10 protein-coding genes are annotated in these 17,616 nt (G+C 71.2%); 7 read left to right on the forward strand and 3 right to left on the reverse strand.

Features of this window, described 5'->3' with window-relative positions; genetic code table 11:
* Positions 1-801 carry an SDR family oxidoreductase gene (locus NQK81_RS42630; RefSeq protein WP_257486025.1) on the reverse strand — a complete coding sequence of 267 codons (801 nt, stop codon included), beginning with the start codon at positions 799-801 and terminating at the stop codon, positions 1-3.
* A 302-nt stretch (positions 802-1,103) separates the two neighbouring features.
* Here NQK81_RS42630 and NQK81_RS42635 point away from each other — a divergent pair, with 302 nt between their 5' ends.
* From NQK81_RS42635 to NQK81_RS42655, 5 genes are read left to right on the forward strand one after another with little or no spacing between them, the layout of a single operon-like run.
* Positions 1,104-7,385, forward strand: coding sequence for a type I polyketide synthase (locus NQK81_RS42635; RefSeq protein ID WP_257486026.1), 6,282 nt, complete (start codon positions 1,104-1,106; stop codon positions 7,383-7,385).
* Positions 7,382-11,404: a beta-ketoacyl synthase N-terminal-like domain-containing protein gene (locus NQK81_RS42640; protein WP_306856073.1), complete on the forward strand. Its 4,023-nt coding sequence runs from the start codon at positions 7,382-7,384 to the stop codon at positions 11,402-11,404. Before NQK81_RS42635 ends, NQK81_RS42640 begins: the two co-directional genes overlap by 4 nt.
* A 17-nt stretch (positions 11,405-11,421) precedes the next feature.
* Positions 11,422-11,721 (forward strand): phosphopantetheine-binding protein, encoded by a 300-nt coding sequence (locus NQK81_RS42645; protein ID WP_126734326.1) that lies wholly within the window; start codon positions 11,422-11,424, stop codon positions 11,719-11,721.
* Between the two features lie 4 nt (positions 11,722-11,725).
* Entirely contained in the window at positions 11,726-12,511 is a 786-nt protein-coding gene (locus tag NQK81_RS42650; protein WP_126734325.1) for an alpha/beta fold hydrolase, read from the forward strand.
* Complete coding sequence (locus tag NQK81_RS42655; protein WP_257486028.1) at positions 12,508-13,638, forward strand: glycosyltransferase; 1,131 nt, start codon at positions 12,508-12,510, stop codon at positions 13,636-13,638. The genes NQK81_RS42650 and NQK81_RS42655 overlap by 4 nt, the downstream gene beginning before the upstream one ends.
* A 359-nt stretch (positions 13,639-13,997) precedes the next feature.
* Here NQK81_RS42655 and NQK81_RS42660 read toward each other — a convergent pair whose 3' ends face one another.
* Together NQK81_RS42660 and NQK81_RS42665 are read right to left on the reverse strand one after the other, a co-directional pair.
* Positions 13,998-14,849 (reverse strand): ABC transporter permease, encoded by an 852-nt coding sequence (locus tag NQK81_RS42660; protein ID WP_126734323.1) that lies wholly within the window; start codon positions 14,847-14,849, stop codon positions 13,998-14,000.
* Positions 14,846-15,790: an ATP-binding cassette domain-containing protein gene (locus NQK81_RS42665; protein ID WP_126734322.1), complete on the reverse strand. Its 945-nt coding sequence runs from the start codon at positions 15,788-15,790 to the stop codon at positions 14,846-14,848. The genes NQK81_RS42660 and NQK81_RS42665 overlap by 4 nt, the downstream gene beginning before the upstream one ends.
* A 238-nt stretch (positions 15,791-16,028) precedes the next feature.
* Here NQK81_RS42665 and NQK81_RS42670 point away from each other — a divergent pair, with 238 nt between their 5' ends.
* Together NQK81_RS42670 and NQK81_RS42675 are read left to right on the forward strand one after the other, a co-directional pair.
* Entirely contained in the window at positions 16,029-16,808 is a 780-nt protein-coding gene (locus NQK81_RS42670) for a hypothetical protein (protein ID WP_126734321.1), read from the forward strand.
* A 2-nt stretch (positions 16,809-16,810) separates the two neighbouring features.
* Positions 16,811-17,614: an MlaE family ABC transporter permease gene (locus NQK81_RS42675; protein WP_257486029.1), complete on the forward strand. Its 804-nt coding sequence runs from the start codon at positions 16,811-16,813 to the stop codon at positions 17,612-17,614.
* Positions 17,615-17,616 lie beyond the last annotated feature (2 nt).

Below are 17,616 nucleotides of genomic sequence, written 5' to 3' on the forward strand. Positions count from 1 at the left end.
TCACCTCTTCCGCGCGCCGGTTTCGAGGATGGTGCGGTCGATCCATTCGTCGAGACCGGCCGCTTTGCGGGCGTAGGTCTCCCGTACCGATTCGTGCGGCAGGATCAGGAACTCCTCCGACGCCAGCCCGTGCACGACGGACTCCGCGACGTCCTCCGGTTCCAGCAGGGGCGCGGCGGCGGCGATCGCGAGCGCGGCGGGGTGACCGGCCGCGATGCCGGGTTCCAGCAGCGCGGTCCGCACGCCGAGCGGGCACAGCGCGCTGACCCGCACCCCGCGCGGACGGTAGGTGATGGCCAGCCATTCGGCGAGCCCGACGGCCGCGTGCTTGGTCACCGAATACGGCGCGTCACCGGGGGTGCCCAGCAGACCCGCGCCCGACGCCGTGATCAGCAGGTAGCCGTGGCCGCGGCTCAGCATCGCGGGGAGCGCGATCTGCGCGGCGTGCACGTGCTGCATGACGTTGATCGCCCACGACCGCGTCCACTGTTCGTCCGCGGCGTGCACACCGGTCCCGAACGCGGCGCCGGCGTTGGAGCAGAAGAGGTCCACCGCGCCGAACGCCGAGCGGGCGTCGATCACCAGCTTCTTCAAGTCCTCTTTGGACGACGCGTCGGCGTGGCGCGCGATCGCGGCGCCGCCCGCGGCGGTGATCTCGGCGACCACCTTCTCCGCGCCCTCGAGATCGAGATCGGAGACGACCACCCCGGCGGCGCCCTCGGCGGCGAACCGCCTGGCCATGGCCGCGCCGATACCGTGTGCCGCGCCGGTCAGCACGACGACTCGTCCTGTTACTTCCACATGCGCTCCATGGTTATCGTGTCTGCTTTCGGTGACAATTCTTCTGTTTTGTTACGCCGGTGAGCAACGCCTTGTCAAAATATGCGACGCGGATGATAAAAGTGCAGGTCAGAGCCCTGTTTCACGGGTGTCGACATATTTGTTTCCGGCGCCGGACTTTAGCACGCGTTCCCTTGTTTTCCGAGTTTTCGCGCGAGACTATTGCGCTCTCTGCGGCAAGTAGGTTATTTCTTGGGAATCCCGCTGAAAGATCGCCGAACCCGGCGAGGTTCGACCAGCCCAGCCGAACAGGAGGTCCGCCGGTGAGTCATGCGACGGCGCGCACGCGGGTACTCGGCGTCAATCCGCTCGGACGTCCCGATCCGGGGCTGGCGGCCGCCGTCGCCAGGGGTGGCGGTCTCGGGATCGTGCCGATCGGGTCCATAGTGGACGGAGGCTTCCCGTTCGGCGTCCGGATCCCCGCGGGCCGCCACGTGCGGGAGGAAGAGGTGCGGGAAAGCGGCGCGGGGCTCGTGCTGCTGGCCGAGGGGGCGGTCTGGCGGGGCAGGGCAGGCCTCCCCGTGCTGGCCGAGGTGACCGGTGTCGAGCAGGCCGTCCGGATGCTCGACGCCGGCGCCTCCGGTCTGGTGGCGAAGGGAGCCGAAGCGGGCGGCTCGGACCTCACCACGTTCGTCCTGTTGCAGCGGTTGCTGGAGCGGTTCGGTGAGGGCGTCCCGGTGTGGGCGTACGGGGGCATCGGACCGAGGACGGCGGCCGCCGCGATCGCCGGCGGCGCGGCGGGCGTGGTGCTCGACGGGCTCGGCCTGTTCCCCGAGGCCGACTTGCCCGAGGCGGACCGCGTCGAGCTGGCCAGGGCCGACGACGGGCTCAGCGCGATGCTCGCGAATCGCTTCGAGGACGCGGAAAGCGCTGTCCGCTCGGTCGTGCGGTCGCTCGCGATGCCGGCGGCGATCCCCGCGGACCAAGGCGAACGGCTGTGCCGCACGTTGGGGACCCGGCTGCCGGTCGTGCAGGGCCCGATGACGAGGGTGAGCGACCAGCCCGGATTCGCCGCCGCCGTGGCCGCGAACGACGGCTTCCCGTTCGTCGCGGTCGCCACCGCGAACGGCGCGAAGACCGCCGAACTGCTCGGCCGCACCGCCGAAGCGCTCGGCGAACGACCTTGGGGAGCGGGCATCCTCGGCTTCGTCCCGGAGGCCCTGCGCGCCGAACAGCTCGCGGCGATCCGCACGGCGCGCCCACGCTGCGTGCTGATCGCGGGCGGGAAACCGGCGCAGGCCAAGTCACTGGAGGCCGACGGCATCGCGACCTTCCTCCACGTGCCGTCGCCGATCCTCCTTCGGCAGTTCCTCGACGCCGGGATCCGCCGGTTCGTCTTCGAGGGCGCCGAATGCGGGGGGCATATCGGCCCGCGGTCGAGCTTCGTGCTGTGGGAACAGCAGCTGGACGTCCTGCGCGAACACGGCGCCGATGACGTCGAGGTCCTGTTCGCGGGCGGGATCCACGACGCCCGGTCCGCCGCGATGGTTTCGGCGATGGCCGAGCCGCTCACGGGCGTCGGCGTCCTGATGGGCACCGCGTACCTGTTCACCGAAGAGGCCGTGACCCACGGCGCCATCACCGGGACCTTCCAGGACCGCGTGCTCGACGCCGGGTCCACGGTCACCCTGGAGACCGCGCCCGGGCACCTGACCCGCTGCCTGCCCAGCCCGTACACCGACGAGTTCGCCGCGCTGAAGGCCGGGCTCCGCGCGGACGGCGTCCCGCCGCAGGAGGCCTGGCAGCGGCTGGAGGAGCTCAACACCGGGCGGCTGCGGATCGCGAGCAAGGGCATCCGGCGGGATGGCGACGCGCTCGTCGAGGTCGACCCACTCGGCCAGCTCGCGGAGGGAATGTACATGGCGGGCCAGGTGACCGTCTTGCGCGAGGACCGCACCGACATCGCCGCCCTGCACCGGGAAGTCACCCAAGGCGCGGCGGAACTGCTCGCCGCCCGCGCTCCCGCCGAAGAGTCCGTTGTGGACGGTGACATCGCGATCGTCGGGATGGCCTGCGTGTTCCCCGGGGCGCCCGACCTCCCGGCCTTCTGGTCCAACGTCCTGCGCGGTGCGGACGCCGTCACCGAGGTGCCGGACCAGCGCTGGGACACCGACGTCTACGCGGACCAGTCGACGTCGAAATGGGGCGGATTCCTTCCCCCGGTGGACTTCGACCCGCTCGCCTACGGCATCCCGCCCAAATCGATGGGCAGCATCGATCCGGCACAGCTGGTCTCCCTGCAGACCGCGCGCCGCGCTCTCGAAGACGCCGGTTACGGCGAAGGCGGCTTCGACCGCGAGCGCACCAGCGTCATCTTCGGTGCCGAAGCCGGGGGAGACCTGGCGAACGCCGGAGTCCTGCGCGCGCTGCTCCCTAGCTACCTCGAAGACGTCCCGGAGGAACTTCTCGCCCAGCTGCCGGAACTGACCGAGGACTCGTTCCCCGGCACGCTCGCCAACGTGATCTCCGGCCGGATCGCCAATCGGCTCGACCTCGGGGGTGCCAACTACACCGTCGACGCCGCGTGCGGTTCCTCGCTGGCCGCGCTGGATCTCGCGGTGAAGGAACTGCGGGCGGGGACGAGTTCGATGGTCCTGTGCGGAGCGGTCGATCTGCACAACGGTGTCAACGACTACCTCATGTTCACCTCGGCGGGTGCCCTGTCGCCGACCGGCCGGTGCCGTCCGTTCGACGCGTCGGCGGACGGTATCGCGCTCGGCGAGGGCGTCGCGTGTCTCGTGCTCAAGCGGCGGTCCGACGCCGAACGCGACGGCGACCGCGTGTACGCCGTGGTCAAGGGTGTCGGCGCCGCTAGCGACGGCAAGGCGCTCGGCCTCACCGCGCCGCGTCCCGAGGGGCAGCGGCGAGCCCTCGCCCGCGCGTACAGCGACGCCGGCGTGTCCCCGGCGGACGTCTCGCTGGTCGAGGCGCACGGCACGGGTACGGTCGTCGGCGACGCCACCGAACTGACCACACTCACCGAGTTCTTCCTCGCCGCGGGCGCCGAACCGGGCACGTGCGCGCTGGGCTCGGTGAAGAGCCAGATCGGGCACACGAAATGCGCCGCGGGGCTGGCGGGCCTGATGAAGGCGGCGCTGGCGCTGTGGCACGAGGTCGTGCCGCCCACGCTGCACCTGAGCAGGCCGAACCCCGCCTGGGACGCCGAGCGCAGTCCCTTCACTTTCTCCACCGGCGCCCGGCCGACGCCGGTTCCGCGCGGACGCGAGTTCGCCGGCGTGAGCGCGTTCGGGTTCGGTGGGACCAATTTCCACGCCGTGCTCGCCGCGCCGGGAGTCCCACCGGGACGGCGGCACGGCCCACGTGACTGGGATGCCGAGCTGGTCCTGCTCCGCGGCACCGACGTGGACGCCGCCCGCGCGTCCCTGCGGGATCTGCTGGCGGCCAACGAAGGACGTCCGCTGCGGGAAATCGCGGCTCTCGCCGCCGAACGGGGATCCGAGCCGGTCCGGCTCGCGGTCGTCGCGAGTGACGTCGCGGAACTGCATGAGGCCGCCGAGGGCGGCGGAATCGTCGCGGACGGCACCGAAGCCGGTGCGATCGCGTTCCTGTTCCCCGGCCAGGGCAGCCAGCGGACGGGAATGCTGGCGGACCTGTTCGTGCACTTCCCCGAACTGGCCGACGTCCTGCGGCTCGCCCCCGACGTCGCCGCGGCGGCGTTCCCGCCGCGCGCGTTCACCGAAGACGCCCGTGTCGCACAGGAGGAAGCGCTCAAGGACACGCGCGTCGCGCAGCCCGCGCTCGGGCTCGTCGAGTCGGCCGTCTGCCGGTTGCTCGCCGACCTCGGCGTCCGGCCGGATCTGCTGGCCGGGCACAGTTACGGCGAACTGACCGCGCTGTCGGTCGCGGGCGCGTTCGACACGCCGACCCTGGTGGCGCTCAGCCGGGCCAGGGCCCGTTCGATCGCCGAAGTCGCGGGCGCGGATCCCGGCGCGATGGCCGCGGTGAAGGCTTCGCGTGACGAACTGGCCGCCGCCCTCGATCACCCGGACGTCGTACTGGCCAACCACAACGCGCCGGGGCAGACCGTCCTTTCCGGACCGACGGCCGCCATCGAGGAGGCGGTCCGCGAACTGCGGGGCCAGGGGATCGGCGCGAAGCGGATCCCGGTCGCGTGTGCCTTCCACAGTCCGCTGGTGGCCGGGGCGAGCGACGTCTTCGCCGTGGATCTCGACAACGCCGAGATCGGCGAACCAGGCCCGCCGGTGTGGTCGAACCGCACCGCCCGGCCGTACGAGGCAGGTGCGGTCCGCGCTGAGCTCGCCGCCCAGATCGGCTCGTCGGTGCGATTCGTCGAGCTGATCGAGGACATGTACGCGGCCGGTGCGCGCACGTTCGTCGAGGCGGGCCCCGGTCAGGTGCTTTCCCGGCTGGTCAAGGACATCCTAGGTGACCGGCCGCACACCGTGATCGCGTGCGACCCCGGCGGTCAGGGGCTGCGCGGGTTCCTCACCGCGCTCGCGCGCCTGGCTGTCACCGGTGTCGACGTGCGCACCGAACGACTCTTCCGCGGCCGGGTCCGTGTCGGCCCGCTCCCCAAGCCCGCCTGGACCGTGGACGGCCAGACCGTCCGCGCACCCGGCGGCGAGGTCCCCGCCCATGGGCTCGTGCCCGCCCGACGAATCCCGAGGACGACCATGAACCAGCCCGCGCCCGGACGTGACCAGGCCGTCGTCGAATTCCTCCGTACCAGCCGTGAAATGCTGGCGGCGCAACGGGACGTGATGCTGGGGTACCTCGGCACCGCGCCACTCGCCCCCGCTCCGGTGCAGGCGCCGGTCGTTCCCGCGCTGCTGCCGCCGGTCGAGGCTCCGGTCGTCGTGCCCGAGCCGGAACCGGCCAAGGAAGCCGCGGTCACGGACGTCCTGGCCACCGTGATCGGCGCGATCAGCGAACGCACCGGCTATCCGGCCGAGATGATCGACGCCGATCTCGATCTGGAAGCGGATCTCTCCATCGACTCGATCAAACGCACCGAGATCGCGGGCTCGCTGCTCGCGAAGCTCGGCCTCACCGGCCGGGTGCACGACGCCCAGGACCAGCTCAGCCGGGACCGGACGGCGAGCGCGCTGGCCGCCCGGCTGCGGAAGTGGCTCGAACCGGCCGCCGTGACACCGGCTCCCGCCGGGACACCTGCCGGATCCGCCCCCGGCCGGTATCTGCTGGACCGCGTGTCCGCGCCCCTCGGCACGCCCGATCTCGGCAAGGTGGTGGGCAAGACGGTCTCGGTGACCTTCGAGCCCGGCCAGGAGGGGCTGGCCGAGTCGGTCCGCGCGGTGTTCACGGAAGCGGGGGCTCTGCCAGGGGAGCGGGACGAGGCCGACGTCGTCGTCGTGCTGAATCCGTTGTCGGACGCCGAGGAACCCGTCGCGGCGCAGGTGTTCGGCCTGCTCAAGAGCGCCAAGGGCGCGGTGGTCGTGATGGCGAGGCCGGGCGCCGCCCACACCGCCGGACTGCGCGGCCTCGTCCGCGCGGCGGCGCGGGAGCGGACCGAGCCCACCAGGCTGGTCGAGCTGGAGTCCACAGTGGATCTCGCACGGATCGTGCTGGAAGAGGTGATCGCCGACGGTCCGGTGGCCGTTCGCTACGACACGGCGGGGCGTGCGGCGTTCGAGCCTGCCGCGGGCTCGCTCGGTTCGATCGCGTACGCGGGCGCCGGCCCCGGCGGGGGAGAGGTCAAGGCGCTCGGCCTCGACGCGGATTCGGTGCTGTTGCTGATCGGCGGCGCCCGCGGGATCACCGCGCGGGCTGCGGTCGCGCTGGCGGCGAGCGGCTGCCGGATCGAACTGGCAGGCCGCACGCCGTGGCCGGCCGAACCCGGCGACGAGGACCTTCCGGGTGACGCGCCGGGTATGCGCTCGGCCTTGGCCGCTCGCGGGGGTTCGGTGGCGGATATCGAACGCCGGGTGCGCACCGTGCTGGCCCAGCGCGAGATCGCGCGGACGCTCGACCAGATCCGCGCGGCGGGCGGTGTCGCCGCGTACCGGTCGCTCGACGTGCGCGACGCCGCCGCCGTCCGGCAGGTGGTCAAGGATCTGCACACCCGCTACGGCCGGATCGACGGCGTCGTCCACGCGGCCGGGGTGATCGACGACAAGCTGATGGCCGACAAGGACGAACACTCGTTCCGCACGGTCTACGGGACCAAAGTGGACGGTGCGCGGGCGTTGCTCGACGCGCTGGAGCATTTCGGTGTGCGGCCCGGGTTCGTCACCTTCTTCGGCAGCATCGCCGCGGTGCTGGGAAACCGGGGCCAGACCGACTACGCGGCGGCGAACGACGCGCTCGAAAGCCTCGGCGAGCAGTGGGCGGAACGCACCGGCTGCCGGGCACTGACCGTCCACTGGGGACCGTGGGCGCCCTCGGACGACCACGCGGGCATGGTCTCGCCCGAGCTGGCGCGTGAGTACGAACGCCGCGAGGTGGCCCTGATCGACCCGGACGAAGGCACCGCCGCGCTCCTGCGCGAGCTTGCCTACGGCCCGGCCGACGTCCGCTCGGTGCTGTACACGGCGTCGCTGTGGTGAACAATCAGGAGCCGGTCGCGATCGTCGGGATGGGCGTCCTCCTTCCCGGCTCGTCCACTGTGGACGAATACTGGCAGAACATCGTCTCCGGTACCGACGCGATCACCGAGATCCCGCCGCACCGCTGGGACCCGAGTTTCCACGACGGCGACGGCCGCACCCCGGACCGCACCTACGGCAGGCGTGGCGGGTTCGTCGCCGACAGCCTGGACTTCGACGCGACCGCACTGGGTATCGCGCCCAGCACCGTCGCCGGGATGGAGCCGGACCAGCTGGTCGCGCTGGCCGTGGCGGCCTCCGCGGTCGACGACGCCGGTGGCCTGCGACGGCTCGGGGACCTCGAACGCGTGGGCGTGATCCTCGGCAGGGGCGGCTATCTCTCGCCCGGCCTCCAGCGGTTCGATCAGCGGGTCCGGTCGGTCCGCCAGATCACCGGCGCCGTCCGGGAGCTCCTGCCGTCGGCGCGTCCGGAGATGCTTGACAGGCTCCGCGAAGCGCTGCTGGAGCCGCTCGGCGAGTTCCGGCCCGACACGGCGATCGGGCTGGTGCCGAACCTCGCCGCGTCACGGGTCGCCAACCGCCTGGACTTCGGCGGCCCCGCGTACACGGTGGACGCGGCCTGCGCGTCGTCGCTGCTCGCCGTGGACCAGGCGATCGGCGAACTCGCCCGCCGCCGCTGCGACGTCGTGCTGGCCGGCGGCGTGCACCACTGCCACGACGACACGCTCTGGTCGATGTTCACCCAGCTCGGCGCGCTCTCGCCGAGCCAGCGGATCAGCCCGTTCTCGCGGGACGCGGACGGGCTGCTGATCGGCGAAGGCACCGCGATCGTCGTGCTGAAGCGGTTCTACGACGCGCGCCGCGACGGCGACCGGGTTTACGCGGTGCTGCGCGGTTCGGGGACGTCGAGCGACGGGAAGGGCGCGAGCCTGCTCAGCCCGGCCGTCGCCGGTCAGACGCTGGCGCTGCGCCGCGCCTGGGCGTCGGCGGGTCTTGATCCCGCCGCGCCCGGCTCGCTCGGCCTGCTGGAGGCGCACGGCACCGCGACGCCTGCCGGGGACGCGGCCGAACTGGCCACCCTCGCCGAGGTGTTCGGCCCACCGGACGGGCCCCGCGCCGCGATCGGCGCGGTGAAGGCGATGATCGGCCACACCATGCCGACCGCCGGGGCCGCCGGGCTGGTCAAGGCGGCGCTCGCCCTGCACCACGCGATCCTGCCGCCGACCATGAACTGCGCCGATCCGAGCCCCCTGCTGGACAAGACGCGATTCCGTACCCTGACCACCGCCGAGCGCTGGCGTTCGGGAGACGTCCCGCGCCGGGCGGCGGTCAACGCCTTCGGTTTCGGCGGCGTCAACGCGCACGTGGTGCTGGAGGAGGCCGATCCGGCGCCCGCGCGGCCACGCCGGGCCACGGTGACCGCGGAACCCGAGCGTGTCCTGCTGCTCGCGGCGCCCTCCCCCGGGGAGCTGCGCGTCCTGCTCGACCGGCCGGACCCGGAATCCGGTGGGGACGGCCCGTGCCGGATCGGGATCGTGCGGCCCGACGGGAAACGACTCGAAGTCGCGCGGAGGGTGCTCGCCAAGGTCGCGGCCGAGGGCGGGTCCTGGCACGGGCCCAACGACATCTGGTGCACGACAGCGCCCTTGCTGGAGCAGCCCGGGGCGAAGACCGCGTTCGTCTACCCGGGGCTGGAGGCGGACGCGGAACCGCGGTGTGCCGACGTCGCCAGACACTTCGGCCTGGACCGGCCGGAGTGGTCGACGACGAGCGTGCTTTCGCGCGCTTCGAGCGTGTCCCAGGTCGGGTTGCTGCTCGACGCCGCGCTGAGGCGGCTGGCCATCAAACCGGATCTGCTCGCGGGGCACAGCGTCGGCGAATGGACCGCGATGCAGGCGGCCGGAATGTACCCAGGAATGTCCACCGAGGACATGCTGGAGCGGTACTGGCCGCAGGGATTCACGCTCCCGGACGCCGAATTCCTCGTACTCGGCTGCTCCGCGGAACGCGCCGAGTCGCTGCTCGCGGCCGAACCGGAGCTGATGATCTCGCACGAGAACGCGCCGCGGCAGACGATCGTCTGCGGGGATCCGGCCGCCGCGGCCCGGCTCGCCAAACTGTGCACGCAGCACGGCGTCGTCGCCAGGACACTGCCGTTCCGGTCCGGTTTCCACACTCCGCTGATGCGGTCCCGGCTCGGTCCGTTCACCCGGCTCGCGGCTGAACTGGAGCTGAAACCGCCGCGGGTGCCCGTCTGGTCGGCGACCACGGCGCGGCCGTATCCCGCGGATCCGGTCGAGGTCCGCGAGCTGTACCTGGCGCACCTGGTGCGCAAGGTCCGGTTCCGGGAACTCGTCGACGCGCTCTACGCCGAGGGCGCGCGCGTCTTCGTGCAGGCGGGCGCCGGACAGCTCGGCTCGTTCGTGTCGGACACGCTCGGCTCGAAGCCGCATCTGGTCATCCCGGCGTCGTCCGGTACGAGGCCCGGTCTCGCGCAGCTGCGCAGGGTCGCCACCGCTTTGTGGGTGGAGGGCGGGCGGCCCGCGTTCGAGGCACTGGAGCCGCGCCGCACCCGCATCGACACCGCGGGCACGCTGCTCTCGGTCGAGGGCGACGTCAAGGGCATGTTCGACGGCGCGGTTCCCGAGCTGGCCGACGGGATCCCGGACGCGATCGTCGCGGAGTTCACCGCGCTGCTGGCCGAGACCAGAGAAGCCGCCGCGAGTGTCGCCAACGCGGCCGCGCGGCGCACCTTCGGGTCCACTGTGGACGTGTCGCTGGCGACGATGCCGTATCTGGTGGATCACCGGTTCTTCCGCCAGCGCGAGGGCTGGCCGGACGAAGCCGACTTCCGTCCCACCGTCCCGGCGACGACGCTGGTCGACCTGGCCTGCCGGGAAGCGGAGCGCGCCTGGCCGGGCACGGTCGCGACCGGGGTGAGCAACGCGGCGTTCTCCCGGTGGCTGATCGCCGCCCCCGCCGTGCGCGTGCCGGTTTCGATGACCCGAGAGGGCGACCGGATCAGTGTCCAAATAGGACCGCACGCCAGTATGGACGTCCATCTGGCGCAGCGGTATCCGACGGCTCCCCGGCCGTCCCCGCCACCGGGGCCGGAAACCGCCCCGCCGCTGACCGCCGCCGAGATCTACACCCGCCGCGAGATGTTCCACGGCCCCGCGTACCAAGGGCTCGACAAGCTCATCGGGCTCGGCGAACGGCATATCCGCGGCGACCTCGTCGTGCCGTCGGCGCCCGGCGCGCTGCTGGACAACGTCGGCCAGCTGCTGGGCTGCTGGCTGATGGCCACGAAGGCGGACGCGCTGCTGGCGTTCCCGACGTCGATGGGCCGGATCACCTGGTACGCGCCGGAACCGCCGCCGGGCACCCGGCTGCGGTGCGTGGTGCGGGTCCGGCTGCCGCGGCCGGACGTGCTGGAGATGGACGCGGAACTCGTGCTGGACGGCGCCGTGCTGGCCAGGATCGAGCAGTGGCGGGACATCCGGTTCCCGTGCGACCGGCCCGCCCACCGCGTGTACGCCTTCCCGGACCGGAACCGGCTTTCCGAGGACCACCACGGCGGCTGGACGCTGGTCACCGACCGGTGGCCGAGCCCGGCCGCGCGGGACATCTACGCCGGCATCCACCTCGGCGCGGAGGAACGTGCCGAGTTCGCGGCCTGCGCGCCCCGGCGGCAGCGCGGCTGGCTGCTGGAACGGATCGCGATCAAGGACGCGGTCCGCGCGAAACTCGGCCTGGACGGCGTGTACCCGGCGGAACTCCGCGTGAGCGCCGACGGGACCAGGGTGACCGGGCTCCACGGCCGGACGGTGCCGCCGCTGGACGTGGCCGTCGCGTCCACGGGAGAGGTCGCGGTCGCCCTCGTGCGTGAACCGGGCGCGACGCCGCCCAGGATCGCCGTCCGGGCGGAAGGCGAGCTCGCCGGGCTCGCCGAGGAGATCGGTATCGGGGCGGAATTCGCCGGGATCCCGGGTCACGTGGTGGCCTGGAACCGCGGGTGAGAGCAAGGAGTAAGAGGATGACGGTCGAACAGCAGAGCCCGGCGTCGGTCTTCGGCACCGTGGCGGAGTTGCTGCGAGAACTGGTCGGGGACGTCGACGTCCTCGGCATCGAGATCACCCCGCGGACCACCTTCCACGAGGATCTCGGGCTGGAGAGCATCGATCTGGTGACCTTCGCGAGCATCCTCGCCGAGTTCTTCGGCGAGGACGTCAACCTCGCGGAGTTCCTGGCGGAGAAGGACCTGGACGACGTGATCGGGCTCCGCGTCGGCGACATCGCCGACTATGTGGCCGCCCGCCTCGGCGAACGGGGGTGAGGCGATGCCGACGATGACCGTCAACGGGCTGCGCACCAACGTGCAGCTCGTGCCCGGCGGGGGCACGGAGACCGTGGTGTTCCTGCACGGTATGGGCACTGACAGCCTCGCGAGCTTCTACCTCACGCTCGCCCCGCCGGTCGCCGCCGCCGGGGTGGACGTGGTCAGCTACGACCTGCGCGGGCACGGCAAGACCGAACGCCCCGAACGCGGGTACACGATCGCGGACTTCGTCGCCGACCTCGACGACCTGCTCGATCAGCTCGACCTCGACCGGCCGGTGCACCTGGTGGGCAACAGTTTCGGCGGCACCCTCGCCTACAGCTACGCCGTGGCGAAACCGGAGCGGGTGCGCAGCATCGTGTGCATCGAATCGGAGCCCGCCACTGAACTGTGGGCGGGCAAGATGGCGCAGATCCTCGAACACACTGTGCGCTTCTTGAAGGTCGAGGAGAGCTTCGACTGGATCGAGGCCAACTACAGCGCGCATCACCGGCGGCTGGCGCGGATGGCGGCCGAGCGGATCATGTCCACGTCGATGGCCGAAGAAGTCCCGCTCGGTCCCTTGCTGACCCTCGACCAGGTGGCCGGGATCGACTGCCCCGTACTGTCCATTTTGGGCAGTCACGGCTATCAGGCCGACGATCTCACCGCGTTGACGTCGGTGCTGCCCCGCGGCGAACTGCACGTGTTCGAGGGGCAGGGTCATTCGGTGCTGGTCGAGCAGCACCGGGAGGTCCGGGAGCTGCTGCTGAACTGGATCTCGCGGCACGGAAGGCCACGCGGATGAGATTTCTGCTGGTCGTCCCGCCGCTCACCGGGCACGTGGCGCCGCTGCGCGCGGTGGCCGCCGAACTGGTGGGGCGCGGCCACGACGTCGCCTGGTGCGGTCCGGAACCCACGACGTCCGAGCTCACGCGGGCGGGCCGGGTCTACGCGGCCGGGGACGCGCTGGAGTTCGCCGTCGAACGTCGTCCCGAGGGGCTGCGCGGGTTCGCGGCGCTGAAATACCTGTGGGAGCGGTATCTGGTTCCGCTCGCGGACGCGATGGTGCCAGGCGTCGAGAAGGCGGTGGCAGAGTTCCGGCCGGACGTCGTCCTCGCCGACCAGCAGGCGTTCGCCGGCGCCCTCGTGGCGAGCCGTCGCGGACTGCCGTGGGTGACGTCGGCGTCGACGTCCACCGAACTCGGGAATCCGCTGGGCGCCATGCCGAAGATCGCCGCCTGGGTCGACGGACTGCAGGAAGACCTGCGCACACGGCACAGGGTGTCCTGCGGGGACCTGCGGTTCTCGCCGGAGCTCATCCTGGCGTTCACCACCGTGTCCCTGACCGGCCCGATCGCCGACGTGGGCACGGTCCGGTTCGTCGGCCCGGCGCTGGCCCCCGCGCCCCCGGTGGGTTTCTCGTGGGACCGGCTCGACGGCCGACCGCTCGTCCTCGCCACCCTCGGCACCGCCAACGCCGCTCTCGGCCGCCGTTTCCTGTCCGAATGCGTCGACGCGCTCGCCGGGATGCCGGAAGTCCAAGGCCTCGTCGTCGACCCCACCGGTGAGCTGCTCAGCGACGAAGTGCTGGTGGTCAAGCGGATCCCGCAGGCGGAAGTGGTGCGGAAGGCGGCGGCGGTGATCTGCCACGGCGGGCACAACACCGTCAGCGAGACCCTCGCTTCGGGCCTGCCGCTGGTGATCGCGCCGATCCGGGACGACCAGTCGATGCTGGCGCAGCAGGTCGAGGCCGCCGGTGCCGGGTTGCGGCTGCGCTTCGACCGGGTGAAGGCACCCGACATCCGCGACACGGTCACCGAGGTGCTGACCGACCCCGCCTACGCCGCCGCGGCCGCGCGGGTGCGGGCTTCGTTCGCGGCGGCCGGGGGAGTCGTGGCGGCCGCGGACCACCTGGAGTCCCTGGCGTGCTGAGCGTAACGCCGTAAGTACATGAAGGACCCCTTCCTTGCGTCTAGCGCAAGGAAGGGGTCCTTCATGTACTACCGACTGTCCGTGAAGGCCTCCTTCACTACCTTCAGGGTAGGCAAGGAGACCTTCACGGCCACCCCGGTCCGGTCGCCCCGGCCGTCCACTCGTGTGATGTCGCGAAAGCCACTTTCGAGACATCACACGTCGCGAAAGTGGCTTTCGCGACATGCGCCTTGACCCGGGACTCGACCAAGGGCCACATCGCCCGCCGCTGGAGGTTGCGAAAGTGGCTTTCGCAACCTTCAACGTCGCGAAAGTGGCTTTCGCAACGCTGGGCACCGTTGCCAGCCGGGCTCGCCGTGTCACATCGGGGCGACATCCCGTGGTGTCCGGAAAGTCCGGGCCGCGATCCACCCGCCTGCCGCGGCCGCCACGGCGGCGATCGCGAGCGAAATGGGGACCGACCAGCCCGAAGGACGTCCGAGCGCGAGCGCGCGGGTCGCGTCGATCGCGTAGGTGAGCGGGTTGAGCGCCGAGACCACCCGCAGCCAGGTCGGCATCGTTTCGAGCGGCATGTAGGCGCTGGAGGAGAACATCAGCGGGAACATGACCACGAAGGACGCCATCTGCAGCGTTTCGGCCTTGCGCAGCCAGGTCGTGATGGCGACGAAGATCCAGCTCAGGCACCAGCCGACGACGAGCGTGAGCAGAAGAGCCGCGGTGACGCCGAAAACACCGCCGGTCGGCCGGAAACCCAGCAGTACCACGCTGGCGAGCGCGGTCACCAGCAGTTGCACGGCGAGCCGGGCGGAATCCGAGATGGTGCGCGCGACCAGGACGGCCGAAAGGCTGATGGGCATGCAGCGGAGCCGTCCGGTGAATCCACTGTAGATCTCCGCGAGCAGGCCGGCCCCCGAACTCATCGCCGTCGTCATCGCGATGTTCACCAGCGTCGCCGGGACGAGGAAGTTCACGTAACCCTGGTAGGCCGCGACACCGGGCAGCGTGCTGACGCCGTTGAACACCTGGCTGAACAGCAGGAGCAGCACGATCGGTTGCAGCAGCCCGAAGAACACCAGGCGCCGGTCGCCGAACGCCGTCTTCAGCGACCGGGCGGCGAGCACTCGGACCTGGGTGGCGAACGTGCTCGGCGGCCAGGTCGACGGGTCACCCAGTACCGGCGGTGACGGCGCGCGATGCCGTGCCTCGGTCATGACGCGACCGCCGGATTCCGGTGCAGCGAAAGGTAGACGTCGTCGAGCGTCGGCTCCGCGACGGTGAGGTCCTTCATCGGCGCGCCCGCCGCGTCGAGCGCGCGCACCAGCACCGTGATGTCGGCGGGCCCGGACAGCGCGACACCGACCACCAGCCCGGAGGCCGACGTCGTGCAGCTCATGCCGAGCCGGTGGATCGCGGCCAGCGCCCGGCGGGCGGCGAGGTCGGTGCCGAAGGTCAGGGTCGCGGTCCGTTCCCCGAGCCGGGCCTTTAGCTCCGACGGCCGCCCGGAGACTGTGACGTGCCCCAGCCCCAGCACGATGACGTGATCCGCCAGTCTGTCCGCCTCCTCGAGGTACTGCGTGGTGAGCACGACGGTGGTGCCGCGTGCGGCGAGCCGTTCGACGCCGTCCCAGAGCCCCGCGCGGCTGAGCGGGTCGAGGCCGGTCGTCGGCTCGTCGAGGAAGAGGACGTCGGGGGAGCCGACGAGCCCGGCGGCCAGGTCGAGCCGCCGCCGCATGCCACCGGAATACGTCCGCGCGGGACGGTCGGCCGCGTCGTCGAGGCCGAACATGGCGAGCAGTTCGGCCGCGCGGGCCCTGGCCTGACGCCGGTTCGCGCCCAGCAGCCTGGCGACGAGTTCGAGGTTGCCGCGGCCGGAGAGCGCGTCGTCGACCGCCGCGAACTGGCCGGTGACCCCGATCCGCCGCCGGACGTGGTGCCCGGCGCGCACGACGTCGAATCCGCAGACCTTGGCGCTGCCGCCGTCCGGTTTGACGCGCGTGCTCAGGATGTCGATCAGCGTCGTCTTGCCCGCGCCGTTGTGGCCGAGCACCGCGAGCACGGTGCCGCGGCCGACCCGGAGATCGACGCCGGCGAGGGCGGTCACCTCACCGTAGTGCTTGGCGAGGCCGGACACCTCGATGGCAGCCTGCTCCATTCGCCGAACGTAGCGGGGCCTTCGGTGCGGCCGCAATGCCCAGGGCCTCGTGAGTGGCAAGGACGGTTAGAACCGTCATTACCACTCACGAGACCCGAGGCAAAACAGTTACGCCCATTACAATCTTTTCCCCTCGTGGAGCCGCCATTCCCGGATTACTTGTCCCTCCGGCATTCCGTCAGTAGCGTGCTGCTCCAGTTGGCCGTTCGGCCGGATAAGTCGAAATGAGGAAGCCCGTATGTCAGTGCTGACCGGGCGCGTTCTGCGCGCCTTCCTGCTCCCGGCGGTGCTGGGGCTGGGGGCGCTTTCCTTGGCTTCCGCCTCCGCCGACCCCGCGCGGACACAGCAGACACGAGAAGCCTTCGCGCAGGAGCCCGCCATCGCCCAGGCCGGGCTGAAGTTCGGATTCTACGTCGGCGACGAACAACAGCCCACGACCAGCCGGGTCGCGAAACTGGGTTCGGACATCACCTTCCCGCAGGGCCGGTTCGACGGCAAGATCCTCGGTTTCAGCGACAATTCGCCGATCACCGGCAAACTGGCCATCCCGCCGACGTCGAGCTACTTCGTCTCCTTCCGGTTCATGCCCGCCACCGGCGATGTCGAACTCATCCCGGACGGCGACGCGACCGGCGTGGTCGACGTGGACACCGGTGCCACCGGCGACTGCAAGGAGGTCGGCACCAACATCTGCGCGCACACCGACGTCACGAACAAGGTGTTCATCAAACTCACGAACGTCAAAGTGGACGGCAAGGTCCTCGACGTCGGCCCGAACTGCCGGACCGCGCAATCGGTCGCGGTGAACATCAAAGCGCTGGTGCCGCTCGCGTTCCCCGCCCCGCCGGTGAAGGTCACGAGCACCTTCACGACACCGGGTTTCGCCGGCTGCGGGGTCCGTGAGGATCTGAGCCCGTTGCTGACCGGGCTGGTGTCCGGCCCCGGCAACACCCTGGTCACCAACCTCCGGCTGCGATGCGTCGGCGATGGCCCGCCCCCCAACGGATGTGGAGCCTGACGATGGCCAGTCCAGTCTCCCTCCTCGTCCGCGCGCCGGAGAAGGCCGCCGCGGGCCTGCGCGAATTCGGCCGCATGTGCGCCATGGGGATCGACGTCGTCCTCGCGATGTTCCGCCGCCCGGTGCAGGTCCGCGAGTTCATCCAGCAGTTCTGGTTCATCGCGAGCGTGTCGATCACGCCCGCGATCCTCGTGTCGATCCCGTTCGGCGCGGTCATCTCGCTGCAACTGGGTTCGCTCACGAGCCAGATCGGCGCACAGCAGTTCAACGGCGCCGCGAGCGTCCTCGCCGTCGTGCAGCAGGCAAGCCCGATCGTGACCACGCTGATCATCGCGGGCGCGGGCGGTTCGGCGATCTGCGCGGATCTGGGCGCGCGCTCCATCCGCGAGGAGATCGACGCGATGGAGGTGCTCGGTGTCTCGCCGATCCACCGGCTGATCGTGCCCCGTGTGCAGGCGGCCATCGGCGTTTCGGTGCTGCTGAACGGTTTGGTCAGCGTCGTCGGCGTGCTAGGCGGCTACTTCTTCAACGTCATCGTGCAGGGCGGGACGCCGGGCGCGTACCTCGCGAGTTTCAACGCGCTCGCCCAGCTGCCCGACCTCGTGGTCAGCTCGATCAAGGCGTTCATCTTCGGTTTCCTCGCCGGCGTCGTCGCGGCCTACCGGGGCCTGAACCCGAAGGGCGGCCCCAAAGGCGTGGGCGACGTCGTCAACCAGTCGGTGGTGATCACGTTCCTGCTCCTGTTCTTCGTCAACACGATCCTGACCGCGCTGTACCTGCAGCTCGTTCCGGCGAAGGGAACCTGATC

The sequence above is a fragment of the Amycolatopsis roodepoortensis genome, from assembly GCF_024628825.1.
Classification (GTDB): Bacteria; Actinomycetota; Actinomycetes; order Mycobacteriales; family Pseudonocardiaceae; genus Amycolatopsis; species Amycolatopsis roodepoortensis.

Bases quoted from the DNA above. Each gene is read 5' to 3' on its own strand.
- NQK81_RS42650 (WP_126734325.1), top strand. From the start codon at position 11,726: ATGCCGACGATGACCGTCAACGGGCTGCGCACCAACGTGCAGCTCGTG.
- NQK81_RS42665 (WP_126734322.1), bottom strand. From the start codon at position 15,790: ATGGAGCAGGCTGCCATCGAGGTGTCCGGCCTCGCCAAGCACTACGGT.
- NQK81_RS42655 (WP_257486028.1), top strand. From the start codon at position 12,508: ATGAGATTTCTGCTGGTCGTCCCGCCGCTCACCGGGCACGTGGCGCCG.
- NQK81_RS42660 (WP_126734323.1), bottom strand. From the start codon at position 14,849: ATGACCGAGGCACGGCATCGCGCGCCGTCACCGCCGGTACTGGGTGAC.
- NQK81_RS42645 (WP_126734326.1), top strand. From the start codon at position 11,422: ATGACGGTCGAACAGCAGAGCCCGGCGTCGGTCTTCGGCACCGTGGCG.
- NQK81_RS42675 (WP_257486029.1), top strand. From the start codon at position 16,811: ATGGCCAGTCCAGTCTCCCTCCTCGTCCGCGCGCCGGAGAAGGCCGCC.
- NQK81_RS42670 (WP_126734321.1), top strand. From the start codon at position 16,029: ATGTCAGTGCTGACCGGGCGCGTTCTGCGCGCCTTCCTGCTCCCGGCG.